Origin of the sequence: Motiliproteus coralliicola (assembly GCF_003345655.1) — a bacterium.
In the GTDB taxonomy this organism is placed as follows: domain Bacteria; phylum Pseudomonadota; class Gammaproteobacteria; order Pseudomonadales; family Balneatricaceae; genus Motiliproteus; species Motiliproteus coralliicola.
The window spans coordinates 523,393-541,633 of the sequence record NZ_QQOH01000003.1; the positions used below are offsets into that span (position 1 = coordinate 523,393).

Sequence of the window (18,241 nt, forward strand, 5' to 3'; positions counted from 1 at the left end):
AGAGCCTGGCTCACCCTAAAGCGGTCTTAGACAAGCCCAATTACATTCCATAGCTCGCCATGCTGGCCTTCCATCGTGGATCGTCACGAAGAATAGGAACCTGGGCTTCGAGAAAGCGGCGGACATCCGGCCTTTCTTTAACCAGAAAGTGGCGCAAGTACTCCGTATGGGGGCGGGCTGAAAAATGAAAATAGCCGGAAAATCGCTCCTGAGATATCAGATACTTAGCGACCGGCGACGGAATAATGGTCGCATCAACTCGTCCATGCAGCACCATCCGAAGTGTCGATAAATACGAACTGGTATCGACCCGCTTTATTTTTCCCTGTTCGATTAATGGGTCCACACCAACCCATCGCCCACCGAGCACCCCGGATAACGACTTGCCGATCAAGGAATCAGGACCGGTGTATTCAATCGGCTTAATAACTGAAGAGAGCACCGCATTGTTGTCGGGCAAATAACCCGAAGTCCATAGATAGCGTTCCATGGTGGGGTCTTTAAACCAGTGCGGATTTACCCAAGGAACCACCAGCGGAGATGATTTCTCCAGCCTCGAATTCACCCGCATCCGAGGGAGGCCCTCCACAACAAAGTGGAATCGACCTTCAGATCGCTCCGTCAAAAACTCCGCAAGATCATAAGTCAGGCCGATTCTGGCATCTCGATCGACGATAAAAGGCGGAGCGATATGGTAGGTAACTAAAGGAATTCTCTCAGCTGAACTGGCCGCGAGTGATGCAGCTGAGAGCAGCAAACCGAGCAGCCATAAACAAAATCTCACCCAATCGCCTCTTCTGTTAGTCCAACCCAAAATATTATAGCCGCCCCGATCAACTCGATCTGAAACCGCCATGCCCTGTATTGCAGATTCACGCCTAATCCTACTGGGATAGATGGCTTTGTTAACCTCCATCGGCCCTTCATCATTTAGTCCCTGTCAGCGTACCTGTGCTTGCATGCCCCAACCCGCACAGTAGATTGCGGTGATCTTTAACAATTAGCCTACCGTCACAAAGGATGTAGGTGCATGAGACAAAATCAGGTCACTAAAGACCCCGAGGTGATCAGCAGCGCAGCCGGCTCCAACCTGAGCAAACGCTTGCACATTACCTGAATGCGATAAACACCGCGCCATAAGCAAACACCCCAGCTAGCACGGGCAGTCCAAGGGACAGGGTGCGACGCCAAACCAACAGGGTGACTAGCACGCCGCAGGCAGTCGCCGCCCAACCGGTGAGATTGACACTGTTAGGGACTAACGAGCCGCCAAACATGGCGGCAATCATCATGGGCCCAAGCAAGCTCAGCCACTGAGGCATGACATCGATTGCATCCTGGCCATCGTGCTTATCCAGGTGCCGTTGCATCCATAGCATCGGGAGAAACCGCATGCTGAAGGTGCCCACAGCAATAGCAACAACGGCCAACCAAAGTGAATCATGCATTGCGCTCTGCTCCTGCTTTCTCACCGGGCTTCACCAAATAAAAACACAGGCACCCTAACGCGGCCGCCGTTGGAATCGCCGCATTATTCAGGCCATTCAGGGTAAGCAGCAGGGAAGCTGTTATCGCACTGCCCAATGCGATTACCCATTGCCGAGAGGTAAACCTGGGTGCCAGTAGCACCAAAAACAGGGCTGGAAGCGCAAAGGGAAGGACTTCACCAAGTAACGGCCAGCGAGACATCAACTCGGCACCGGCGAACGCTCCCAGTGCGGTTCCGCCAATCCAGCTGAACCAGGCGAGCAACATGGCACCGGTAAACCATCCCACACGCTCGTTTGCCGGAAGCTGTGGGAACCGAGTCAGCGCCAGCGCAAAGACCTGATCGGTCAGGCCATGAGCCAACCAGGGCCACCAGCGACTTGGCGTTAACCAGGGTGCGAGATTGGGACCGTAGACCACATGACGAGCGTTGATCAGCAACGTCATGATCACCACCAGCCACAACGGTGCTCCGGCAGCGACCATACCGACGAACAGGAACTGAGAAGCGCCCGCATAGACCAGCGTTGAAATAGCGATGGTTTCCCAAGCACTGAAACCAGCCTGAATAGCGATAAGTCCAAACGAGATCGCCACGGGTATGTAGCCACCCAATAGCGGCAGGGCTTCGCGAACACCGGCCAACCAGGCGGAGCGGTGAGGATAGGCTGCATCAGAGATCATGAGCGTTTTCCACCGCCGGCATAAACGATTGTGACCATCAGAGAGGCCCAATTTTCGCCTGCTCGGTAGAGGTGCGGACTATCGGCATCGAAGGTATGAGTTTCTCCAGCGGAGAGCTTCTGTCTGTCTTCAAGCGTGCCGACCTCTAGCTGCCCACTGATCACCGTGATCGATTCCCTGGTACCTGGCGTATGGGGTTCTGCCTCACGCTGTGTGTGGGGCGCGCAAGTCATCCAATAAACATCGACCTGAGGTTCGTCTTTGCCCTGATCGATCAGACGAACTTGAACCCCCTCCTCGCCCACCGGCACGCTGATCGGCGCAACTAGGTTGCCGAAGGGGACGTTCAGCTGCATCGCCAGCCGCCAGATCGTATCCAAGGTAGGATTTCCATTACCCTGTTCAAGGCGTGACAGATTCGACTTGGCGATGCCCGCGGCAGCGGCAAGCTGTGACAATGACCAGCCGCGTTCAATTCGCAGCTCCTGCAGGTGTCGACCAATCGTTTCGAGAGTGACTTTATCCATAACCCATCTGCTAGAAGTGGTAAGTCTGAATCAGACAAAACGTTCCTTATATCGAACGTTCTATATATGGAACGTTTTATCTATGGAACGCAAGCTTGTCAACCAAAAACAAACCGGAGATTGGCAATATGGCTGAAGCACAAAGACTCAATACAAGCAGATAGCCATTATTTTCATGACGTTACAGCAATGAGTTTTTCTATCGAGCATAAGAGGAAACGCACCGATTCGTGTAACGACTCGCTGATCAGAACCTTTTCAAGGCTTCATCCATCTCAACAGTACTGCTTTGTTATCGCCCAACCATGGAAAGAATCCGCAACAGCAGTCACACTGGTTCATGATCCTCGCCAAGGCAGCCTTGCCTGCGAGGATCGGTTGATTAAAGCCGCTACCGATCCATAGCGAATATTGGGAAAACCCAGCTAGGTATCAGGCACGACCTCATCTACCTTATGGCCGTAACTCATCCGATGACGAAAAGATCAGTAACCTATTTTGAAACTGAGCTGGATCGCATATATAGCGAGCTTTCATTACGGCCAGAACACTATGCGCGCGTAAGACAATCGAAGGCGTTCATGGAGAAGTTCTATTCCGACAAGGTAGAACTCGATGACTTAGCCGAAGCGGCCTGTATTTCTCGATTTCATTACGTCAGGATCTTTCAGCGCGTCTACGGGTTAACGCCCCGAGCCTATTTAAGAGACTTACGTATCTCCAAAGCCAAGGAGTTGATCAAGCAAGGAACGCCGATCACTCAGACCTGCTTCGACGTGGGCTATGAAAGTGTGCCGACCTTCTCATCGGTCTTTAAAAAGTGCACCGGCCATACGCCAACCGCGTACCAGCGCCTCCAGCACAGCAATCTAGAATAAGTAATCCAATCTGATCCTGACTATTCTTGAAGCGTTCTGAATTGACAGAGAGCGCCAAGCGATGATCAAACTATACGTAACCAGTGTTCCCGTTGAGGACCAAGATAAAGCGCTGGATTTCTACACGCGAGTGTTGGGCTTTATCAAGAAAAAAGATGTCCCTTTGGGTGAGCACCGCTGGCTGACGCTCGTATCCCCCGAAGAACAAGCCGGCGTTGAGCTGCTACTAGAACCCATGGCGTTCAAGCCCGCCAGACTGTACCAACAAGCCTTGAAAGAGGCCGGCATTCCATGGACCTCCTTCGCGGTTAACGACCTGGAAAACGAGTACCAGAGACTTGCAGGCCTGGGGGTAGAATTCTCGATACCGCCCAGAGAAGCGGGCAGCGTTATGATTGCCGTGCTCGACGATACCTGCGGGAATTACATTCAGCTGATGCAAGAGCTTTAAACAACCCAAGTTCCTACCGTTGCATATAGCAAACACATTCATGGGGAGCTTATGGCTCCGGCATTGTATGCTCTAAGCACTAGACATCACTTTGGGTGTTAACAATGATTTCTTGTGAAATACACGATTACGTAGAAATAGTCTGTACTTACAGATACCCACTCAAGTTAGTACTGAAATCAGGCGAGATTATTGAAGGGATAGGCTTGGATACGCGCCTTGATGAGGCGCGAAGGGAGTGCATCCTGCTGGAATCTGATGGTGCTACAAATCTCGTTGTTTTGTCTGAAATTTCAGTGTTAGAAGTTTGTGTTGAGAACCCGCATGTCCGTAGGGTTTCTTTTGATACTGAGTCTGCCACCTAGCTGGGCAACAGAGAGATCAGTTGAGGCGTTACCCCTCCATGCAGCAATAAGTTCAGCTAATCCTCAATAGCAGCGATCCTCACACCCCATAAAAAAGCCCGGAACCAATCCGGGCTTTTGCATTGCGATGCCTAGCCTGCCCCCTGCGCACTGGACTAAAGCGTCCGACAGGTGCATGGGGGCAGTCGAGCTAGGAAGGTTACTCTTTCACATCAGCCGCGGTTGCAGCGGACACTTCGGTTACCGTTTCTGGCGCTTTAGAGGTCAGGTACAGCCAGATAAAGCCGGTGATACCCGCCGTAAAGGAAGCAAACAAAATTCCGGTTTTCGCCATCAAAAGATCATCGGGATGACCGGCGAAACCCAGCTCGGCAATGAAGATCGACATGGTAAAACCGATCCCACCCATAAAGGCGACACCGATGATGTGGTTCATATTCAGCCCTTTGGGTAGATTGCACAGCCCGGCTTTGACCGCTAACCAGGTAAAACCGGCAATACCGATAAGCTTACCCAGCACCAGCCCGACGCCGATACCCATGGTCACCGGGTGAACAATAATGCTGCTGATATTTGAAAAGTCGATCGCTACCCCCGCATTTGCCAGGGCGAAGATCGGGATAACCAGATAGGCAGTAAACAGATGCAACTGGCTTTCGAGTACCTGCGCCGGAGCCTGTACCAGATAGGCACCATTACCCAGCGCGCGGACCTTGGAGCGAAGCGCATCATTGATCAGGATGTTTTCATTTTTCCGATACGCGTCCTTGATCGTATCGACGCTGCTGCCAATCAGAGAGAGGAAGCGCTTCGGATCATATTTGGGCTTCATGGGGATAATGAATGCCAGAATAACCCCGGCCAAGGTCGCATGGATTCCGCTTTTCAGCATCGCAACCCAGAGGAATGCGCCAACCACCAGATAAGGTGCCAGCCGGCGAACACCCCAAAGATTCAAAAAGACTAGAAGCACAGTGAACAGAACGGCCAGACCCAGTGCCATCAGATTAAGGGTTTCGGTATAGAACAGCGCAATAACGGTTACCGCTCCCAGATCATCAACAATCGCCACGGCGATCAGGAACATCAGCAGACTTTGTGGGACCCGTTTCCCCAGCAACGCCAGCGCTCCCAGGGCAAAGGCGATATCCGTCGCCATTGGAATTCCCCAGCCATCGGCCGTATGACCGCTTGGGTTGATGGCGAAGTAGATTAACGCAGGGACCAGCATCCCCCCTACCGCTGCGATGATAGGGAGTAAGGCCTGCTTCACATCGGCCAATTCACCAACCAGCAGCTCCCGTTTCAGTTCCAGACCAACAACCAGAAAGAAGATCGCCATCAGGCCATCATTGATCCAGTGGTGCATGGATTTGGACAGCTGGAAGTTCTCCAACCCTATCGTGAAATAGAGCTGAAAAAAGTGATGGTAGGCTTCAGCAAAGGTTCCATTGGCGATAAATAACGCGATGACCGCACAGAGCATCAGCAAAATACCACTGGTGGTCTGCCGATGGATAAATTCCTCGATTGGGGTTAATACCCTGTCGAAAGCACGTTCCCAAGGAGCAACGTATTCTTTGCCGGCATGTTTCTTTCTGATGCGTTTCATCATTTGTCCTGTTTAGAGCGCATGAATAAATCCTGTGTCTCAGGAAGATAATACTAACGTCCTATCTACTCTACCCTGTTAACGGCTTCAGAGTTAAGCCTCAAAAGGGGTTCTGATAACACATTATGTCCATGGAAAACCTAGGGAAAATCACAGAACAACAGTTTCAACAATACGGAGACTGCTGCTTAGTGCTTGATATAGCACAGCGGAATCTAACTGCCTCAAACAGCCCAAAAACTTGATTTTTATCACTTAAAAGCCCCCCTAAGCAAGCGACTCACTCCATCGGTGAAACACACTGAGAGTACGCATCGAAAAATCTCCTTATGGCTAGCAAGGACGTCATAAAGGGATTCACACTGCCTTCTCCGTTGACCCTGTAAAAGCAGCCCATTAAAAAGCCCGGACTCAATCCGGGCTTTTCTGTTACGCATCTATGTTAGTGACAGGCTTACCACTTCATTTCACCCTTGGTGACCTTGGCACCGATCTGCAGTGCGATGCCCAGCCCAGCGTCGGGGTAGAGACCTTGCATCGATTCGATCAGCACACTGGAATCGGCGCTACGGTCCAGCTCGGTTTCGAACCGCTGCAGATAATCTTTGGTGAAATTGACCGCCGCCAAGCCGCGGGGCGCACCGGCGTTGGCGTGGCCCGGAATAACCTGCTTCGGTTGCAGCGCTTCGATCCCTTCCAACACCGTCATCCAGCCCTGTCGATCGGCCTTGCTCTGGGCATCGGCGACCCACAGGTGCAGGTCGCTGTAGACATTCACACCACCCACCACGGCCTTGATGGCTGGAATCCAGACGTAGCTGCGACCGGGGTAATCACTGTCCAAACCTTTGACTTCCAGCGCCTTACCTTCCAATGACAGCCCCTGCTTGGGCAGCAACTGCGGGATGATCGGCCGGTCCGGGGCGTTGGTGCCCATTTTCGGCCCCCAGAAGGCGACTTTTTTCTCGACGGTGTTGTTGATCCAGTCGATAGTCGGCTGGCTGGCGTAGATCTCGACCTGCGGGAAAGCGGCTTTGATCACCTCCAGGCCGAAGTAGTAGTCCGGGTCACCGTGGCTGACGTAGACCGTGGTCAGGTTCTTGCCGCTATCGAGGATCTCAGCCACCACCCGGTGGGCATGGGCGCGGCTGAACTGGGCGTCGATCAACACCGCATCCTGCTCGCCGGTTACCAACACCGAGTTAACATGAAAGCTGCCGGCATCGGCGTTGTAAACGGTGAGATCGAGCGCGGGATCGGCCGATGCCTCAGTTTGGGCATAGGCTCCGGTAACGGTCGCGGCGCTCAGGGCCACCGCCATCCAGAGTGAACGTAGCGTTTTCATAATCGATTCCTCTCGGTGTTGTTCTCATCAATAAGCAGATAACGCTACGTTAATGGCTTGATTAGCCCGGATATAGAGACAATACTGAACCTTTCCATTTCATTTTTTGTAACAATATAAGTATCGTCGGAACTAGGTATCGATGGATCGTCTACAAGCCATGCAGGTATTCGCCGAGGTGGTGAAGCAGGGCAGCTTTACCGCCGCCGCCGAGCAGCTCGATATCAGTCGGGTCAAAGCAACCCGTTGCGTCAATGCACTGGAGGAGTGGCTCGGCGCCCGTCTGCTGCAGCGCTCAACCCGGCGGATCTCGTTGACCGAAGCCGGACAGCAGTGTCTGCGCCAGTGTCAGCAGATGCTGGAACTCGAAGAGGAGTTGCAATCGTCACTGCAGCAAGCCGATCAACCACCGCGTGGGCGGTTGCGGGTGACCGCCTCCAGCTCCTTCGCCCGCGCCCACCTAGCTCCGGCGATGGCCGACTTCCTGGCGCGCTGCCCGCAGGTGTCGATCGACATGATCGCCAGCGACGACACCATCAACCTGATCGAACAGCGGGTCGACCTGGCGATTCGAATCTCCGGTGAGCTGGACCCGGGGCTGGTGGCCCGCCGGCTGGCGCCCTGCCGCTCAATCATCTGCGCCTCACCGGCCTACCTGGCCCAGTACGGAACACCCCAGACCCCCGACGAGCTGAGCCGGCACAACTGCCTCACCTACTCCAACTTCGGCAAAGGCGCCTGGCGTTTCGAGCGCCCCGATCAGCCGCAGCTGACCGTACCGGTATCGGGCAACTTCAGCGCCAATGAAGCCAGCGTGCTAACCGAGGCGGTGTTGTCCGGGATCGGTATCGCACTGCAACCGAGCTATCTGGTCGGCCCACTGATCCGGGAAGGCCAACTGGTACCCCTGCTGAGCGATTGGCAGGCACCCGAGCTGAGTCTCTGGGGCGTCTACCTGTCGCGCCACCATCTGCCCGCCTCGCTGCGCAGCCTGCTCGACTTTCTGATCGAGCGCTACCAAGGCACTCCCGACTGGGATAGGGGTTGCTGATCGGCCAACTCTCTTCCATACCCATACCCATACCTCTGCCCATGCCCCTGCCCCTGCCCCTGCCCCGTACCGATCGAGGGCTATCGATGATCTTTCGACTCAGCACGACTCATTTTTTTGGCATGACAGGTTGCTGACAGCTTGACCGCTTAAGGTGGCTCCCACATCGGCATTTCAGTGGGAGAACACCATGCTTTCTTTCGAACCTTTCCAGTTTTCAACCTCCATTTCCCAGGCGCGTCCTCAGTCTCAACTGAGCGAAAAGCCGCGCCCGGTTGCCTCGACCCATAAATTGGTCAGCAAGCCCCGCGCTACTCCGGTCGCCATCGATAAGGTCGCGATCCTCAGCAACAACTGACTCTCTCTTGGCGGGGCGCCTGCTGGTAGCAAGATTGCGGCAGCTCCGTCTTTTTTCTTCGCCTGATCCAGGCCCGTAAACCAACGGCAACAACAATAACAACGGAGCTCAGCATGCCTATCCAGACTGCAATTCCCTGCACCATGATGCGCGGCGGCACCTCCCGCGGCCCCTACTTTCTTGCCAATGACCTACCCCGTGATCCAGAGCTGCGCGACCAGGTACTGCTGGCGGTGATGGGCTCGGGCCATGCCCAGCAGATCGACGGTATCGGTGGTGGCTCCAGCCTGTCGAGCAAGGTGGCGGTGGTGTCGGTTTCTCAACACCCGGACGCCGATATCGACTACCTGTTCGCCCAGGTTTCGGTGGATGAAAAGAGCGTCGACCTGTCGCCCTCCTGCGGCAATATTCTGTCCGGTGTCGGTCCGTTCGCGATCGAATCGGGGCTGGTCAATGCCGATGACGAACAGACCCGGGTCCGAGTGCGTAACGTCAACACCGACTCGATGATCGAGCTGGTGGTGCAGACTCCCGGCGGTCAGGTCGACTACGAAGGCGAGACCCGGATCGACGGCGTCGAAGGCAGCGCTGCGCCGATTCTGCTCAATTTCCTCGACGTGGCCGGCACCAAAACCGGCAAGCTGCTCCCCACCGGCAACCTGCGCGATAGTTTCGACGGCGTCGAGGTCAGTTGCGTCGATGCCTCGGTACCGATGGTGCTGATTCCCGCGACAGCATTGGGTAAGCAGGGAGACGAAGCCAAGACTGAACTGGATAGCGATACCGAGCTGCTGGCGCGGATCGAGCGGATCCGCCAACAGGCTTCCTGGAAGATGGGACTGGGTGATGCCACCGGCAAGGTGTTGCCCAAGGTGGCGCTGCTATCCAAGCCACGCAACGGCGGCACCATCACCTCGCGCTATTTTGTGCCGGACAACTGCCACGCCGCCCACGCGGTCACCGGCGCGATCTGCGTCGCCAGCGCCGCGATGCTGCCCGGTACCATCACCGACGAGCTGATCGACCGCCCCGACACACTCAACCCCGAGATCGGGATCGAACACCCCAGCGGCAAGATCGATCTGGTGCTGGAGCTGGCGCCGGGACAAAGCTGTCCGGAGATTCGCCGAGCAGGGCTGATCCGCACCGCCCGCAAGCTGTTCCGCGGCGAGCTGTACGTGCCAGGTCGGATCTGGTCGCGACCGCAAGCGCGAGTTTCCTGAGCCTTTTTCGAAATATCGTCGGGCCTTCGTTGTGATGACAGGTTGCTGACAGTTTCACCCCGTAAGTTGGAACCTAGCTCCCAGCGCCATCGCAGCACCAGGCGATAAGAGCACCACTAATAACGACAAGAAAGAATGTGAGGATAACGATGAAAAACCCACAGTCCCCGAAAAGCTCCCTGAGCAAGCTGTTCTCCACTAAGAGTTTCAAAAGCAAAGCCCTCACCGGCCTGAGCACTGGTCTGGCCTGTATGGCCGCCGTTACCCTGGCCACTCCGATCCAAGCTGCGGTCGACTTCAGCGGCAAGCGGGTCGAATGGATCATCCCGTTCAAGGAGGGTGGTGGATCCGACACCTGGGCCCGCTTCTACGCCCCGATGATCTCCAAAAACCTGCCGGGCCAGCCCACCGTGGTGGTCAAGAACATCCCCGGCGGCGGCTCCACCAAGGGCGCCAATCAGTTTCAACGCCGGGCCAAGAAGAATGGCCTGAATATCCTCGGCACCTCCGGCTCGACCCAGTTCCCGTATCTGCTCGGCGATAAGCGGGTTAAGTACGAATACAAAGACTGGAACGTGGTCATGGCCACCCCCACCGGTGGGGTGTTCTACGTCAGCCCGAGCCTGGGTATCAACAGCGCGGAGGATCTGGTCAAACTGCGCGGTAAAGAACTGAAATACGGCAGCCAGGGTGCCACTTCGCTGGATCTGGTGCCGCTGCTGGCGCTGGATCTACTCGATATTGATGTGCAGGCGATCTTCGGCATGAAGGGTCGCGGCGCCGGTCGATTGGCGTTTGAGCGTGGCGAGGTCAATATCGATTACCAGACCAGCTCAGCGTTCTTGAAAAAGGTTACCCCGCTGGTGACAGAAGGTAAGGCGATCCCGATCATGACCTGGGGTGTGATGGACCAGAATGGCCAACTGCAGCGCGACCCGACCTTCCCGGAGCTGCCCCACTTTGCCGAGGTCTACCAGATGATCCACGGCAAGCAGCCTGAAGGCACCGCTTTCAACGTTTGGAAATCATTCTTTGTCGCCGGCTTTGCGGCTCAGAAAGGGATCTTCCTACCCAAGGGTACCGATCAGGATGTGATCGAAACCTGGCGTAAGGCCGCTGCCGAAACCGTCGCCTCCGACGAGTTCGGCGCCCGCTCCGAGAAAGTGTTGGGCAAATATCCCCAGGCGGTGATGGGCGACGCGGTGAAAGCCTTCGAGGTGGCGCTGAACATCTCCGACGCCGATCGTCAGTGGGTTCGTGACTGGCTGACCAAGAAGTACAACGTCCGCTTCTAACCCCCCTCCTCAGCCATTCCGTTTTAACCACGACTTCCGGGCCCGCACGGGGCCCGGCTCTCCTCCTTCGCGCCCAATATGCGCACATAACATTCGCACCTAAAAGAGGAAAGGAACCATGATTGATGCATTCCTGACCGCCCTGCAGACGATCCTCAGCGGTACCCACCTGATCTATCTGGCCGGCGGCGTATTCCTGGGGCTCGCTATCGGTATTTTTCCGGGACTGGGCGGTATCGCCGGTCTGTCTCTATTGCTGCCCTTCCTTTACGGCATGGATCCGGTCTCCGCGCTGGCGATGCTGATCGGTCTGGTGGCGGTGATCCCCACCTCCGACACCTTCACCTCGGTTCTGATGGGCATCCCCGGCTCCAGCGGCTCGCAGGCCACGGTGCTGGACGGTTTCCCGATGGCCAAGAAAGGCCAAGCCGCTAGGGCGCTATCTGCGGCGTTCTCAGCATCTCTGTTTGGCGGCCTATTCGGCGCCATCGTGCTGACCGCCTTCGTACTGATCGCCCGCCCGGTGATTCTGGCGTTCGGGTCGGCCGAGCTGTTTATGCTGACCCTGCTGGGCCTGAGCATGGTCGGCGTGCTGGCCGGCAGCAGCCTGGTCAAGGGGTTGAGTGCCTGTGGTCTGGGCCTACTGCTGGGTAGCATCGGCGGAGCCCCGGCTACCGGTGAATACCGCATGAGCTTCGACAACGACTACATGATGGACGGCATCCCATTGGTGGTGGTGGGTCTGGGTATCTTCGCGTTGCCGGAGATTATCGACCTGCTGCGCCAGAACCGTCCGATCGCCGAAGCCTCCAAGCTCGGCAGCGGCTGGCTCGATGGCGTGCGTGACCTGATCCGGAATAAGTGGCTGGCGCTACGCTGCGCCGTGATCGGCTGTATCGTCGGCGCCCTACCCGGCTTGGGCGGCAGCGTGGTCGACTGGATCGCCTACGGCCACGCGGTGCAAACTACCAAGGACAAGTCCGGCTTCGGCAAGGGTGACGTTCGCGGTGTGCTGGCCCCCGAGTCCTCCAACAACGCCAAAGAGGGTGGCGGCCTGATCCCGACGCTGCTGTTCGGTATCCCCGGTTCCGGCAGCATGGCGGTGTTCCTCGGCGGCATGGTACTGATCGGCCTGGAGCCTGGTCCGGCGATGGTCAGCACCGATCTGGATATCACCTACACCATCGTCTGGTCGCTGGCGCTGGCCAATGTAATCGGCGCCGGTGCCTGCCTGTTTATGTCCAAGTGGGTCGCCCGTCTGACCACTATCCCGTATGCGCTGATGGCGCCCTTTATGATCATGGTGATCTGCTTCGCCGCATTCCAGGCCACCCGCGATCTTGGCGACCTGGTAGCGCTGATGGCGATCGGTGTGTTGGGTGTGTTGATGAAGCGCTTCGGCTGGCCCCGTCCGGCGTTCCTGATCGGCTTTGTGCTGGCCGGTGGGATGGAGACCTATCTCTATCAGGCGCTGCAGTTTGACGGCATCGGCTTCCTGACCAAGCCGGGCGTACTGATTATCGGCGCCATGACCGTGGCCTCGATCTACTTTGCCGCTCGCCATGCGTCCAAGAACGCCAAAGCCGCCAAGCAGGATGACCAAGATGGCAACGACGACAGTGCACCGACGCCTCGCAAAGCCCGTGACCTGCGTCCGCAGACCCTGTTTGCTGGTGGTGTATTCGTCGCCTTCGGTTATGGCCTGTATGACTCGCTGCAGCAGTCGATGCTGGGCGGCGTGTTCACCGGTGGACTCTGTGCGCTGATGTTACTGATGTCAGGTTATGTGCTGTTCAAGCTGGCGACTAACCGGGTCGACGATCCGGTCAATTTCGACAACGAGGTCGAGGCCGGTTATGTCGGTGATCAGAGCATCACCGGACTGCTGCACTACATCTACTGGCTGGTGGGGCTGATCGTCAGTTGCTACCTGGTCGGCTACCTGATCTCGATCGCCCTGTTCTTCGTGATCTTCCTGCTGCTCAAGGCCCGTGCCTCAATGGTGCGGACCGCGATGCTGACCGGCTGTGCGGTGCTGTTCCTGACCACGCTGTCCCACGTGATGGTGTTGGATCTGCCCCAGGGACTGCTGCAGGACTCGGTCGAACTGCCTTGGCCCCTGGGTCTGAGTTAAGCCCTTGATCTGTGAAGCCCTCAACCTGTTAAGTAAAGGAATCCCACGATGATTCAACCCAAATCCCTACTGATGCCGATCAACACCAGCGGCCAGGTCGTTGAGCGGATCCAGGGGGCACTGGCGGTGGCGAGCTACTGCGGTGCGCACCTGGAGGTGCTGCACGCCCAGGTCAGCCCGCGCCAGTTTATCCCCGAAGATGCGATGGCAATGCGGATGCCGCACCAGATGGTGCAGCAACTCGAAGAGCTGGCCGACAAGTACGCCAGGTCCGAGTCCGACGAGCTGCAGCAACAGTTCGCTAAGCTTTGCGACCAACAGCAGGTGCTGCTCAGCGCCGAATCAAGTCCCGATCAGGCCAGCACCCACTGGCAGGAGGTCAACGGTCTGCGCAGCGAACTGGTGGCCGAGAACGGCAAGGTCGCCGATCTGATCCTTATTCCACGCCCGCGAAGCGGCAAACCCACCGCCACGTTTGAGGCGGCGATCATGCGCAGCGGCAAACCGGTGCTGCTGATGCCCCGTACCCAGACCCGGTTCAACCCGAAACGAGTGTTGATCGCCTGGAACGGCAGCACCGAAGGCGGCCGTGCCGTGACCCATGCGTTGCCCTGGCTGCAGCGGGCCGAGTCGGTGGTTATCGCCACCAGCAAAAACTCGGCCCAGAAAAAGCCGGGCGCCGATGAACTGATCGGCTACCTATCCCGCCACGGTATCCAAGCCGAACCCAAACAGTTCGACAGCCGCCGACGTTCCGCTGGTGAGGGCCTGCTCGATCTTGCTGGAGAGCTGAGCGCCGATCTGTTGGTGATGGGCGCCTTTACCCACCGGCGGGTGCACGAGCAGATTTTCGGTGGCGTGACCCGGCATATGGTCGCCAACGCGCAGCTACCGGTATTGATGATGCACTGAGCTCTATCCACCGATAGATCAACCGATAGACCCGCCGGGAAAGATCGCATCAAAGCGCCCGACGGGTTATCAAACCAACAGACCCGTCGACCCCGCCGCACGCTGCTACTTAGTTGTCCCAGGGTCGATGGGTTGATCGCAGATAACGTCGAACAATTGCCTGAAAACCAGCGATTTTCCGCCGGTTTTTTCTGAATTCCCAAGTCACGCGCGATCCATAGTAAAAAACCGGAAATTCCTGCCCGAAACCCGTGCACAATCTTGACTTTCTGCTACAATGCCGCGGCTGAGTGATGTAGGCCATTCAGGGCCTATGATCGCCACCGGCGCAGCTCCTCTTAGGTGAGTCCAATTGTACTGCTTAGAAGCTCTTGAACACTTTAGGGTATTCAAGCTCGGCGACATTGGAGTAATACCGTTGGCCAGTTGCACCAAGGCAATGGCCAGCCGATTTGAGAAGACACCTCATAAGGGTGATTCGACAGAATCGTGAAACAGCATATACCTGTAGATTTTATCAAGACTTAAAGAAGCAGACTCATGGCAGATCTATCCCATTATCGAAATATTGGTATCTTCGCCCACGTTGACGCGGGTAAGACCACAACTACTGAACGTATTCTGAAGCTGACCGGTAAGATCCATAAGACTGGTGAAGTTCACGACGGTGAGTCCACCACCGACTTCATGGAGCAGGAAGCTGAGCGTGGTATTACCATCCAGTCCGCTGCGACTACCTGTTTCTGGCGCGATCACCGCTTCAACATCATCGATACTCCTGGACACGTTGACTTCACCGTAGAAGTTTACCGTTCCCTGAAAGTACTCGACGGTGGTGTGGGCGTATTCTGTGGTTCCGGTGGTGTTGAGCCGCAGTCCGAAACCAACTGGCGTTACGCTAACGAATCCGAAGTTGCACGTATCATCTTCGTTAACAAGCTGGACCGTATCGGCGCTGACTTCCTGCGCGTTGTGGGTCAGGTTGAAAACGTACTGGGCGCCAACCCGCTGGTTATGACTCTGCCGATCGGCCGTGAAGACGAGTTCACCGGTGTTGTCGACGTACTGACCAAGAAAGCCTACGTTTGGGACGACTCTGGTCTGCCCGAAAACTACGAAGTCACCGACGTACCGGCCGACATGGTTGAGCTGGTCGACGAGTACTACGAGAAGCTGATCGAAACTGCCGTTGAGCAGGACGACGAGCTGATGATGGCCTACATGGAAGGCGAAGAGCCGTCCATGGAAGACATCAAGCGCTGCATCCGTAAGGGCACCATCGCACTGGACTTCTTCCCGACCTACTGTGGTTCTGCGTTCAAGAACAAGGGTGTTCAGCTGGTACTGGACGCGGTTGTTGACTACCTGCCGTCTCCGACCGAGGTTGACGCTCAGCCGCTGACCGACGAAGAGACCGGTGAGCCGACTGGTGAAGTGGCTACAGTTTCTACCGACGAGCCTTTCCGCGCCCTGGCATTCAAGATCATGGACGACCGTTTCGGCGCCCTGACCTTTATCCGTATCTACTCCGGTGTGCTGAACAAAGGCGACACCATCCTGAACTCTTACACCGGCAAGACCGAGCGTATCGGTCGTATGGTTGAGATGCACGCCGATGAGCGTACCGAGCTGAGCACTGCTCAAGCCGGTGACATCCTGGCCGTTGTTGGTATGAAGAACGTACAGACCGGTCACACCCTGTGTGATCCGAAGAACCCCTGTACTCTGGAACCGATGATCTTCCCGGATCCCGTTATCTCCATCGCTGTTACCCCGAAAGACAAGGGCAGCACCGAGAAGATGGGTGTCGCTATCGGTAAGATGGTTGCAGAAGATCCGTCCTTCGTTGTTGAAACTGACGAAGATTCCGGTGAGACCATCCTCAAAGGTATGGGTGAACTGCACCTGGACATCAAGGTCGACATCCTGAAGCGTACCTACGGCGTTGAGCTGGAAGTAGGCCAGCCGCAGGTTGCCTACCGCGAAACCATCACCCAGGAAATCGAAGACAGCTACACCCACAAGAAGCAGTCTGGTGGTTCTGGTCAGTTCGGTAAGATCGACTACCGCATCAAGCCGGGTGAAGCTAACTCCGACTTCACCTTCACCTCTACCGTTGTTGGCGGTAACGTACCGAAGGAATTCTTCCCGGCAATCGAGAAGGGCTTCAAGGGCATGATGGCTGAAGGCCCGCTGGCTGGCTTCCCGGTTCTGGACGTTGAGATCGAGCTGTTCGACGGTGGCTTCCACGCTGTTGACTCCTCTGCCGTCGCGTTCGAAATCGCCGCTAAGGGTGCTTTCCGTCAGTCCATGCCGAAAGCTGGCCCGCAACTGCTGGAGCCGGTCATGAAGGTAGACGTCTTCACTCCGGAAGATCACGTTGGTGACGTTATCGGTGACCTGAACCGTCGTCGCGGCATGATCGGTGGTCAAGAAGCCGGTGTTACTGGTGTTCGCATCAAGGCCGACGTACCGCTGTCCGAAATGTTCGGTTACATCGGTCACCTGCGTACCATGACCTCTGGTCGTGGCCAGTTCTCCATGGAGTTCTCACACTACGCAGCTTGCCCGAACTCTGTTGCTGAAGCGGTTATCGCTGCAGAAGCTGAGAAGAAGGCGAACAAGTAAGGCTAACTAAGCCTTAACGTTTAAAAACCCTGGCGAGACAATCGCCAGGGTTTTTTTATGCCTGAAGATCAGCGATTGCGCATCAACGGCTAGTCGATAGTGACGTGCTGGAGAAGGTTAGAACGTTGAGCAAGCGCCAACTTCAGTTCGCTGAAGTTGGCGCCAAAAGGAGTGAGAATAGAAACAGATAACAGACGATGCTATCGGCTTAAGCCCGGTTCAAACGGTACCGATGAATCCCAGATCCGAGCCATCAGGGCCGGTAATTGGTCCCAGTTACGCAGGTTCTCCAACCTCGCATCCGGAACCGGTGTCGGATGCGGATTGGCGATCTCGCCGACCACAAAGCGGAACGCAAAGTCGGGTTCCAACCCCATTCGCAGATCGCTGATCACCACCGCATCGTTCTCGGCATCGATGGTGTAAAACCCTTTGCTGAACCACTGCAGCTTGCGTACCGGCCAGTAAGACTCCAACCCCTTCAACAGCTCGGGTGAGCGCGGATAACGCACCATATCGAACCAATCGGTTTTATCCAGCAGCGAGTAGTAGCCGATCCGGTAATGATCATCATCGACCGCAATCACGCGCCACATCAGCGAGTTGAACGGTGTCGGTGTCACCATTAGCCGCTGATGGGTTAACGACTGCTTATCCAACGACGCTTCTGCCAGATTCTTCACGTACGCCTGCGCCCCGAGACCCCAGACCAGGTACAGCGAGCTGATACCGATACCGATCAGATTCGCGCGATAGCCCGCCCTGCTGTGCCGGAGCACCAGCACGATCAATACACCGATCAGCATCGGCGCGGTATAGCTGGGATCGATAATAAACACCGATCCGAGCGCCACCGGATAATCGCTCAACGGCCAGAAAATCTGGGTCCCATAGACGGTAAAGCTGTCCAGCAGCACATGGGTGGCCAGCACCGCGTAGACCGCCACCGCCCAGCGCCATCGATGCTCACGGGTCTGCGGATGCAGCTTGAGGATCAACCAGACCAGCAACGGCGTCAGCGCCGCCAGCACAAACAACGAATGGCTGAACGAACGGTGATAGACGAAATCGGCTACCGCGCCGCCCATCGGAATCAATGTATCCAGATCCGGCAAGGTTCCCAGCAACGCGCCCCAGACCACCGCCTTGGCGCCCACCTGACGCCCAATAACGGCCGAGCCGACTGCTGAGCCAAGTACGATCTGAGTAACTGAATCCATAACAACGCCGTTCCGTAATAAACCGATCAGACGACGAGGAGAACCTCCCCGCGCCTTGTCTCTTGATTCC

The 18,241-nt window shown here is 56.3% G+C and carries 18 protein-coding genes; 11 read left to right on the forward strand and 7 right to left on the reverse strand.

Annotation, left to right across the window (positions count from 1 at the left end):
* Window positions 1-40 precede the first annotated feature (40 nt).
* The 4 genes from DV711_RS13270 to DV711_RS13285 form a co-directional block, all read right to left on the reverse strand.
* A complete protein-coding gene (locus DV711_RS13270) occupies window positions 41-916 on the reverse strand; it encodes a substrate-binding periplasmic protein (RefSeq protein ID WP_114696183.1) in 876 nt (291 codons plus the stop codon).
* A 193-nt stretch (window positions 917-1,109) separates the two neighbouring features.
* Window positions 1,110-1,448, reverse strand: a complete 339-nt coding sequence (locus tag DV711_RS13275) for an AzlD domain-containing protein (protein ID WP_114696184.1) — start codon at window positions 1,446-1,448, stop codon at window positions 1,110-1,112.
* The gene (locus DV711_RS13280; RefSeq protein WP_207802634.1) at window positions 1,441-2,172 is read right to left on the reverse strand and encodes an AzlC family ABC transporter permease; all 732 of its coding nucleotides are present in this window, start codon (window positions 2,170-2,172) and stop codon (window positions 1,441-1,443) included. Before DV711_RS13280 ends, DV711_RS13275 begins: the two co-directional genes overlap by 8 nt.
* Window positions 2,169-2,699: a helix-turn-helix domain-containing protein gene (locus tag DV711_RS13285; protein WP_114696185.1), complete on the reverse strand. Its 531-nt coding sequence runs from the start codon at window positions 2,697-2,699 to the stop codon at window positions 2,169-2,171. The genes DV711_RS13280 and DV711_RS13285 overlap by 4 nt, the downstream gene beginning before the upstream one ends.
* 66 nt (window positions 2,700-2,765) lie before the next feature.
* Here DV711_RS13285 and DV711_RS19380 point away from each other — a divergent pair, with 66 nt between their 5' ends.
* The 4 genes from DV711_RS19380 to DV711_RS13300 all read left to right on the forward strand — a co-directional run bounded on the left by DV711_RS19380 (window position 2,766) and on the right by DV711_RS13300 (window position 4,393).
* Window positions 2,766-3,104, forward strand: a complete 339-nt coding sequence (locus tag DV711_RS19380; RefSeq protein ID WP_133297460.1) for a hypothetical protein — start codon at window positions 2,766-2,768, stop codon at window positions 3,102-3,104.
* Window positions 3,105-3,280: 176 nt separating this feature from the next.
* Window positions 3,281-3,577, forward strand: coding sequence for a helix-turn-helix transcriptional regulator (locus DV711_RS13290; RefSeq protein WP_207802635.1), 297 nt, complete (start codon window positions 3,281-3,283; stop codon window positions 3,575-3,577).
* A 61-nt stretch (window positions 3,578-3,638) separates the two neighbouring features.
* Window positions 3,639-4,028 (forward strand): VOC family protein, encoded by a 390-nt coding sequence (locus tag DV711_RS13295; protein ID WP_114696186.1) that lies wholly within the window; start codon window positions 3,639-3,641, stop codon window positions 4,026-4,028.
* A gap of 104 nt (window positions 4,029-4,132) precedes the next feature.
* Window positions 4,133-4,393 (forward strand): Rho-binding antiterminator, encoded by a 261-nt coding sequence (locus tag DV711_RS13300; RefSeq protein WP_114696187.1) that lies wholly within the window; start codon window positions 4,133-4,135, stop codon window positions 4,391-4,393.
* A gap of 199 nt (window positions 4,394-4,592) precedes the next feature.
* Here DV711_RS13300 and nhaA read toward each other — a convergent pair whose 3' ends face one another.
* Entirely contained in the window at window positions 4,593-6,005 is a 1,413-nt protein-coding gene (nhaA, locus tag DV711_RS13305; protein WP_114696326.1) for a Na+/H+ antiporter NhaA, read from the reverse strand.
* Between the two features lie 454 nt (window positions 6,006-6,459).
* Window positions 6,460-7,350 (reverse strand): MBL fold metallo-hydrolase, encoded by an 891-nt coding sequence (locus DV711_RS13310; protein WP_114696188.1) that lies wholly within the window; start codon window positions 7,348-7,350, stop codon window positions 6,460-6,462.
* Between the two features lie 142 nt (window positions 7,351-7,492).
* Here DV711_RS13310 and DV711_RS13315 point away from each other — a divergent pair, with 142 nt between their 5' ends.
* From DV711_RS13315 to fusA, 7 genes are all read left to right on the forward strand, one after another.
* Window positions 7,493-8,401 (forward strand): LysR family transcriptional regulator, encoded by a 909-nt coding sequence (locus DV711_RS13315; RefSeq protein ID WP_114696189.1) that lies wholly within the window; start codon window positions 7,493-7,495, stop codon window positions 8,399-8,401.
* Between the two features lie 190 nt (window positions 8,402-8,591).
* Window positions 8,592-8,759 carry a hypothetical protein gene (locus tag DV711_RS19510; protein ID WP_165840116.1) on the forward strand — a complete coding sequence of 56 codons (168 nt, stop codon included), beginning with the start codon at window positions 8,592-8,594 and terminating at the stop codon, window positions 8,757-8,759.
* A 113-nt stretch (window positions 8,760-8,872) separates the two neighbouring features.
* Window positions 8,873-9,982, forward strand: coding sequence for a 4-oxalomesaconate tautomerase (locus DV711_RS13320; protein WP_114696190.1), 1,110 nt, complete (start codon window positions 8,873-8,875; stop codon window positions 9,980-9,982).
* Between the two features lie 149 nt (window positions 9,983-10,131).
* Entirely contained in the window at window positions 10,132-11,277 is a 1,146-nt protein-coding gene (locus DV711_RS13325) for a Bug family tripartite tricarboxylate transporter substrate binding protein (RefSeq protein ID WP_114696191.1), read from the forward strand.
* Between the two features lie 118 nt (window positions 11,278-11,395).
* Window positions 11,396-13,411: a tripartite tricarboxylate transporter permease gene (locus DV711_RS13330; protein WP_114696192.1), complete on the forward strand. Its 2,016-nt coding sequence runs from the start codon at window positions 11,396-11,398 to the stop codon at window positions 13,409-13,411.
* 48 nt (window positions 13,412-13,459) lie between these two features.
* Window positions 13,460-14,323: a universal stress protein gene (locus tag DV711_RS13335; protein ID WP_114696193.1), complete on the forward strand. Its 864-nt coding sequence runs from the start codon at window positions 13,460-13,462 to the stop codon at window positions 14,321-14,323.
* A 540-nt stretch (window positions 14,324-14,863) separates the two neighbouring features.
* A complete protein-coding gene (gene fusA / locus DV711_RS13340) occupies window positions 14,864-16,951 on the forward strand; it encodes an elongation factor G (protein ID WP_114696194.1) in 2,088 nt (695 codons plus the stop codon).
* A gap of 200 nt (window positions 16,952-17,151) precedes the next feature.
* Here fusA and DV711_RS13345 read toward each other — a convergent pair whose 3' ends face one another.
* Entirely contained in the window at window positions 17,152-18,171 is a 1,020-nt protein-coding gene (locus DV711_RS13345; RefSeq protein WP_114696195.1) for a metal-dependent hydrolase, read from the reverse strand.
* Between the last annotated feature and the right edge of the window lie 70 nt (window positions 18,172-18,241).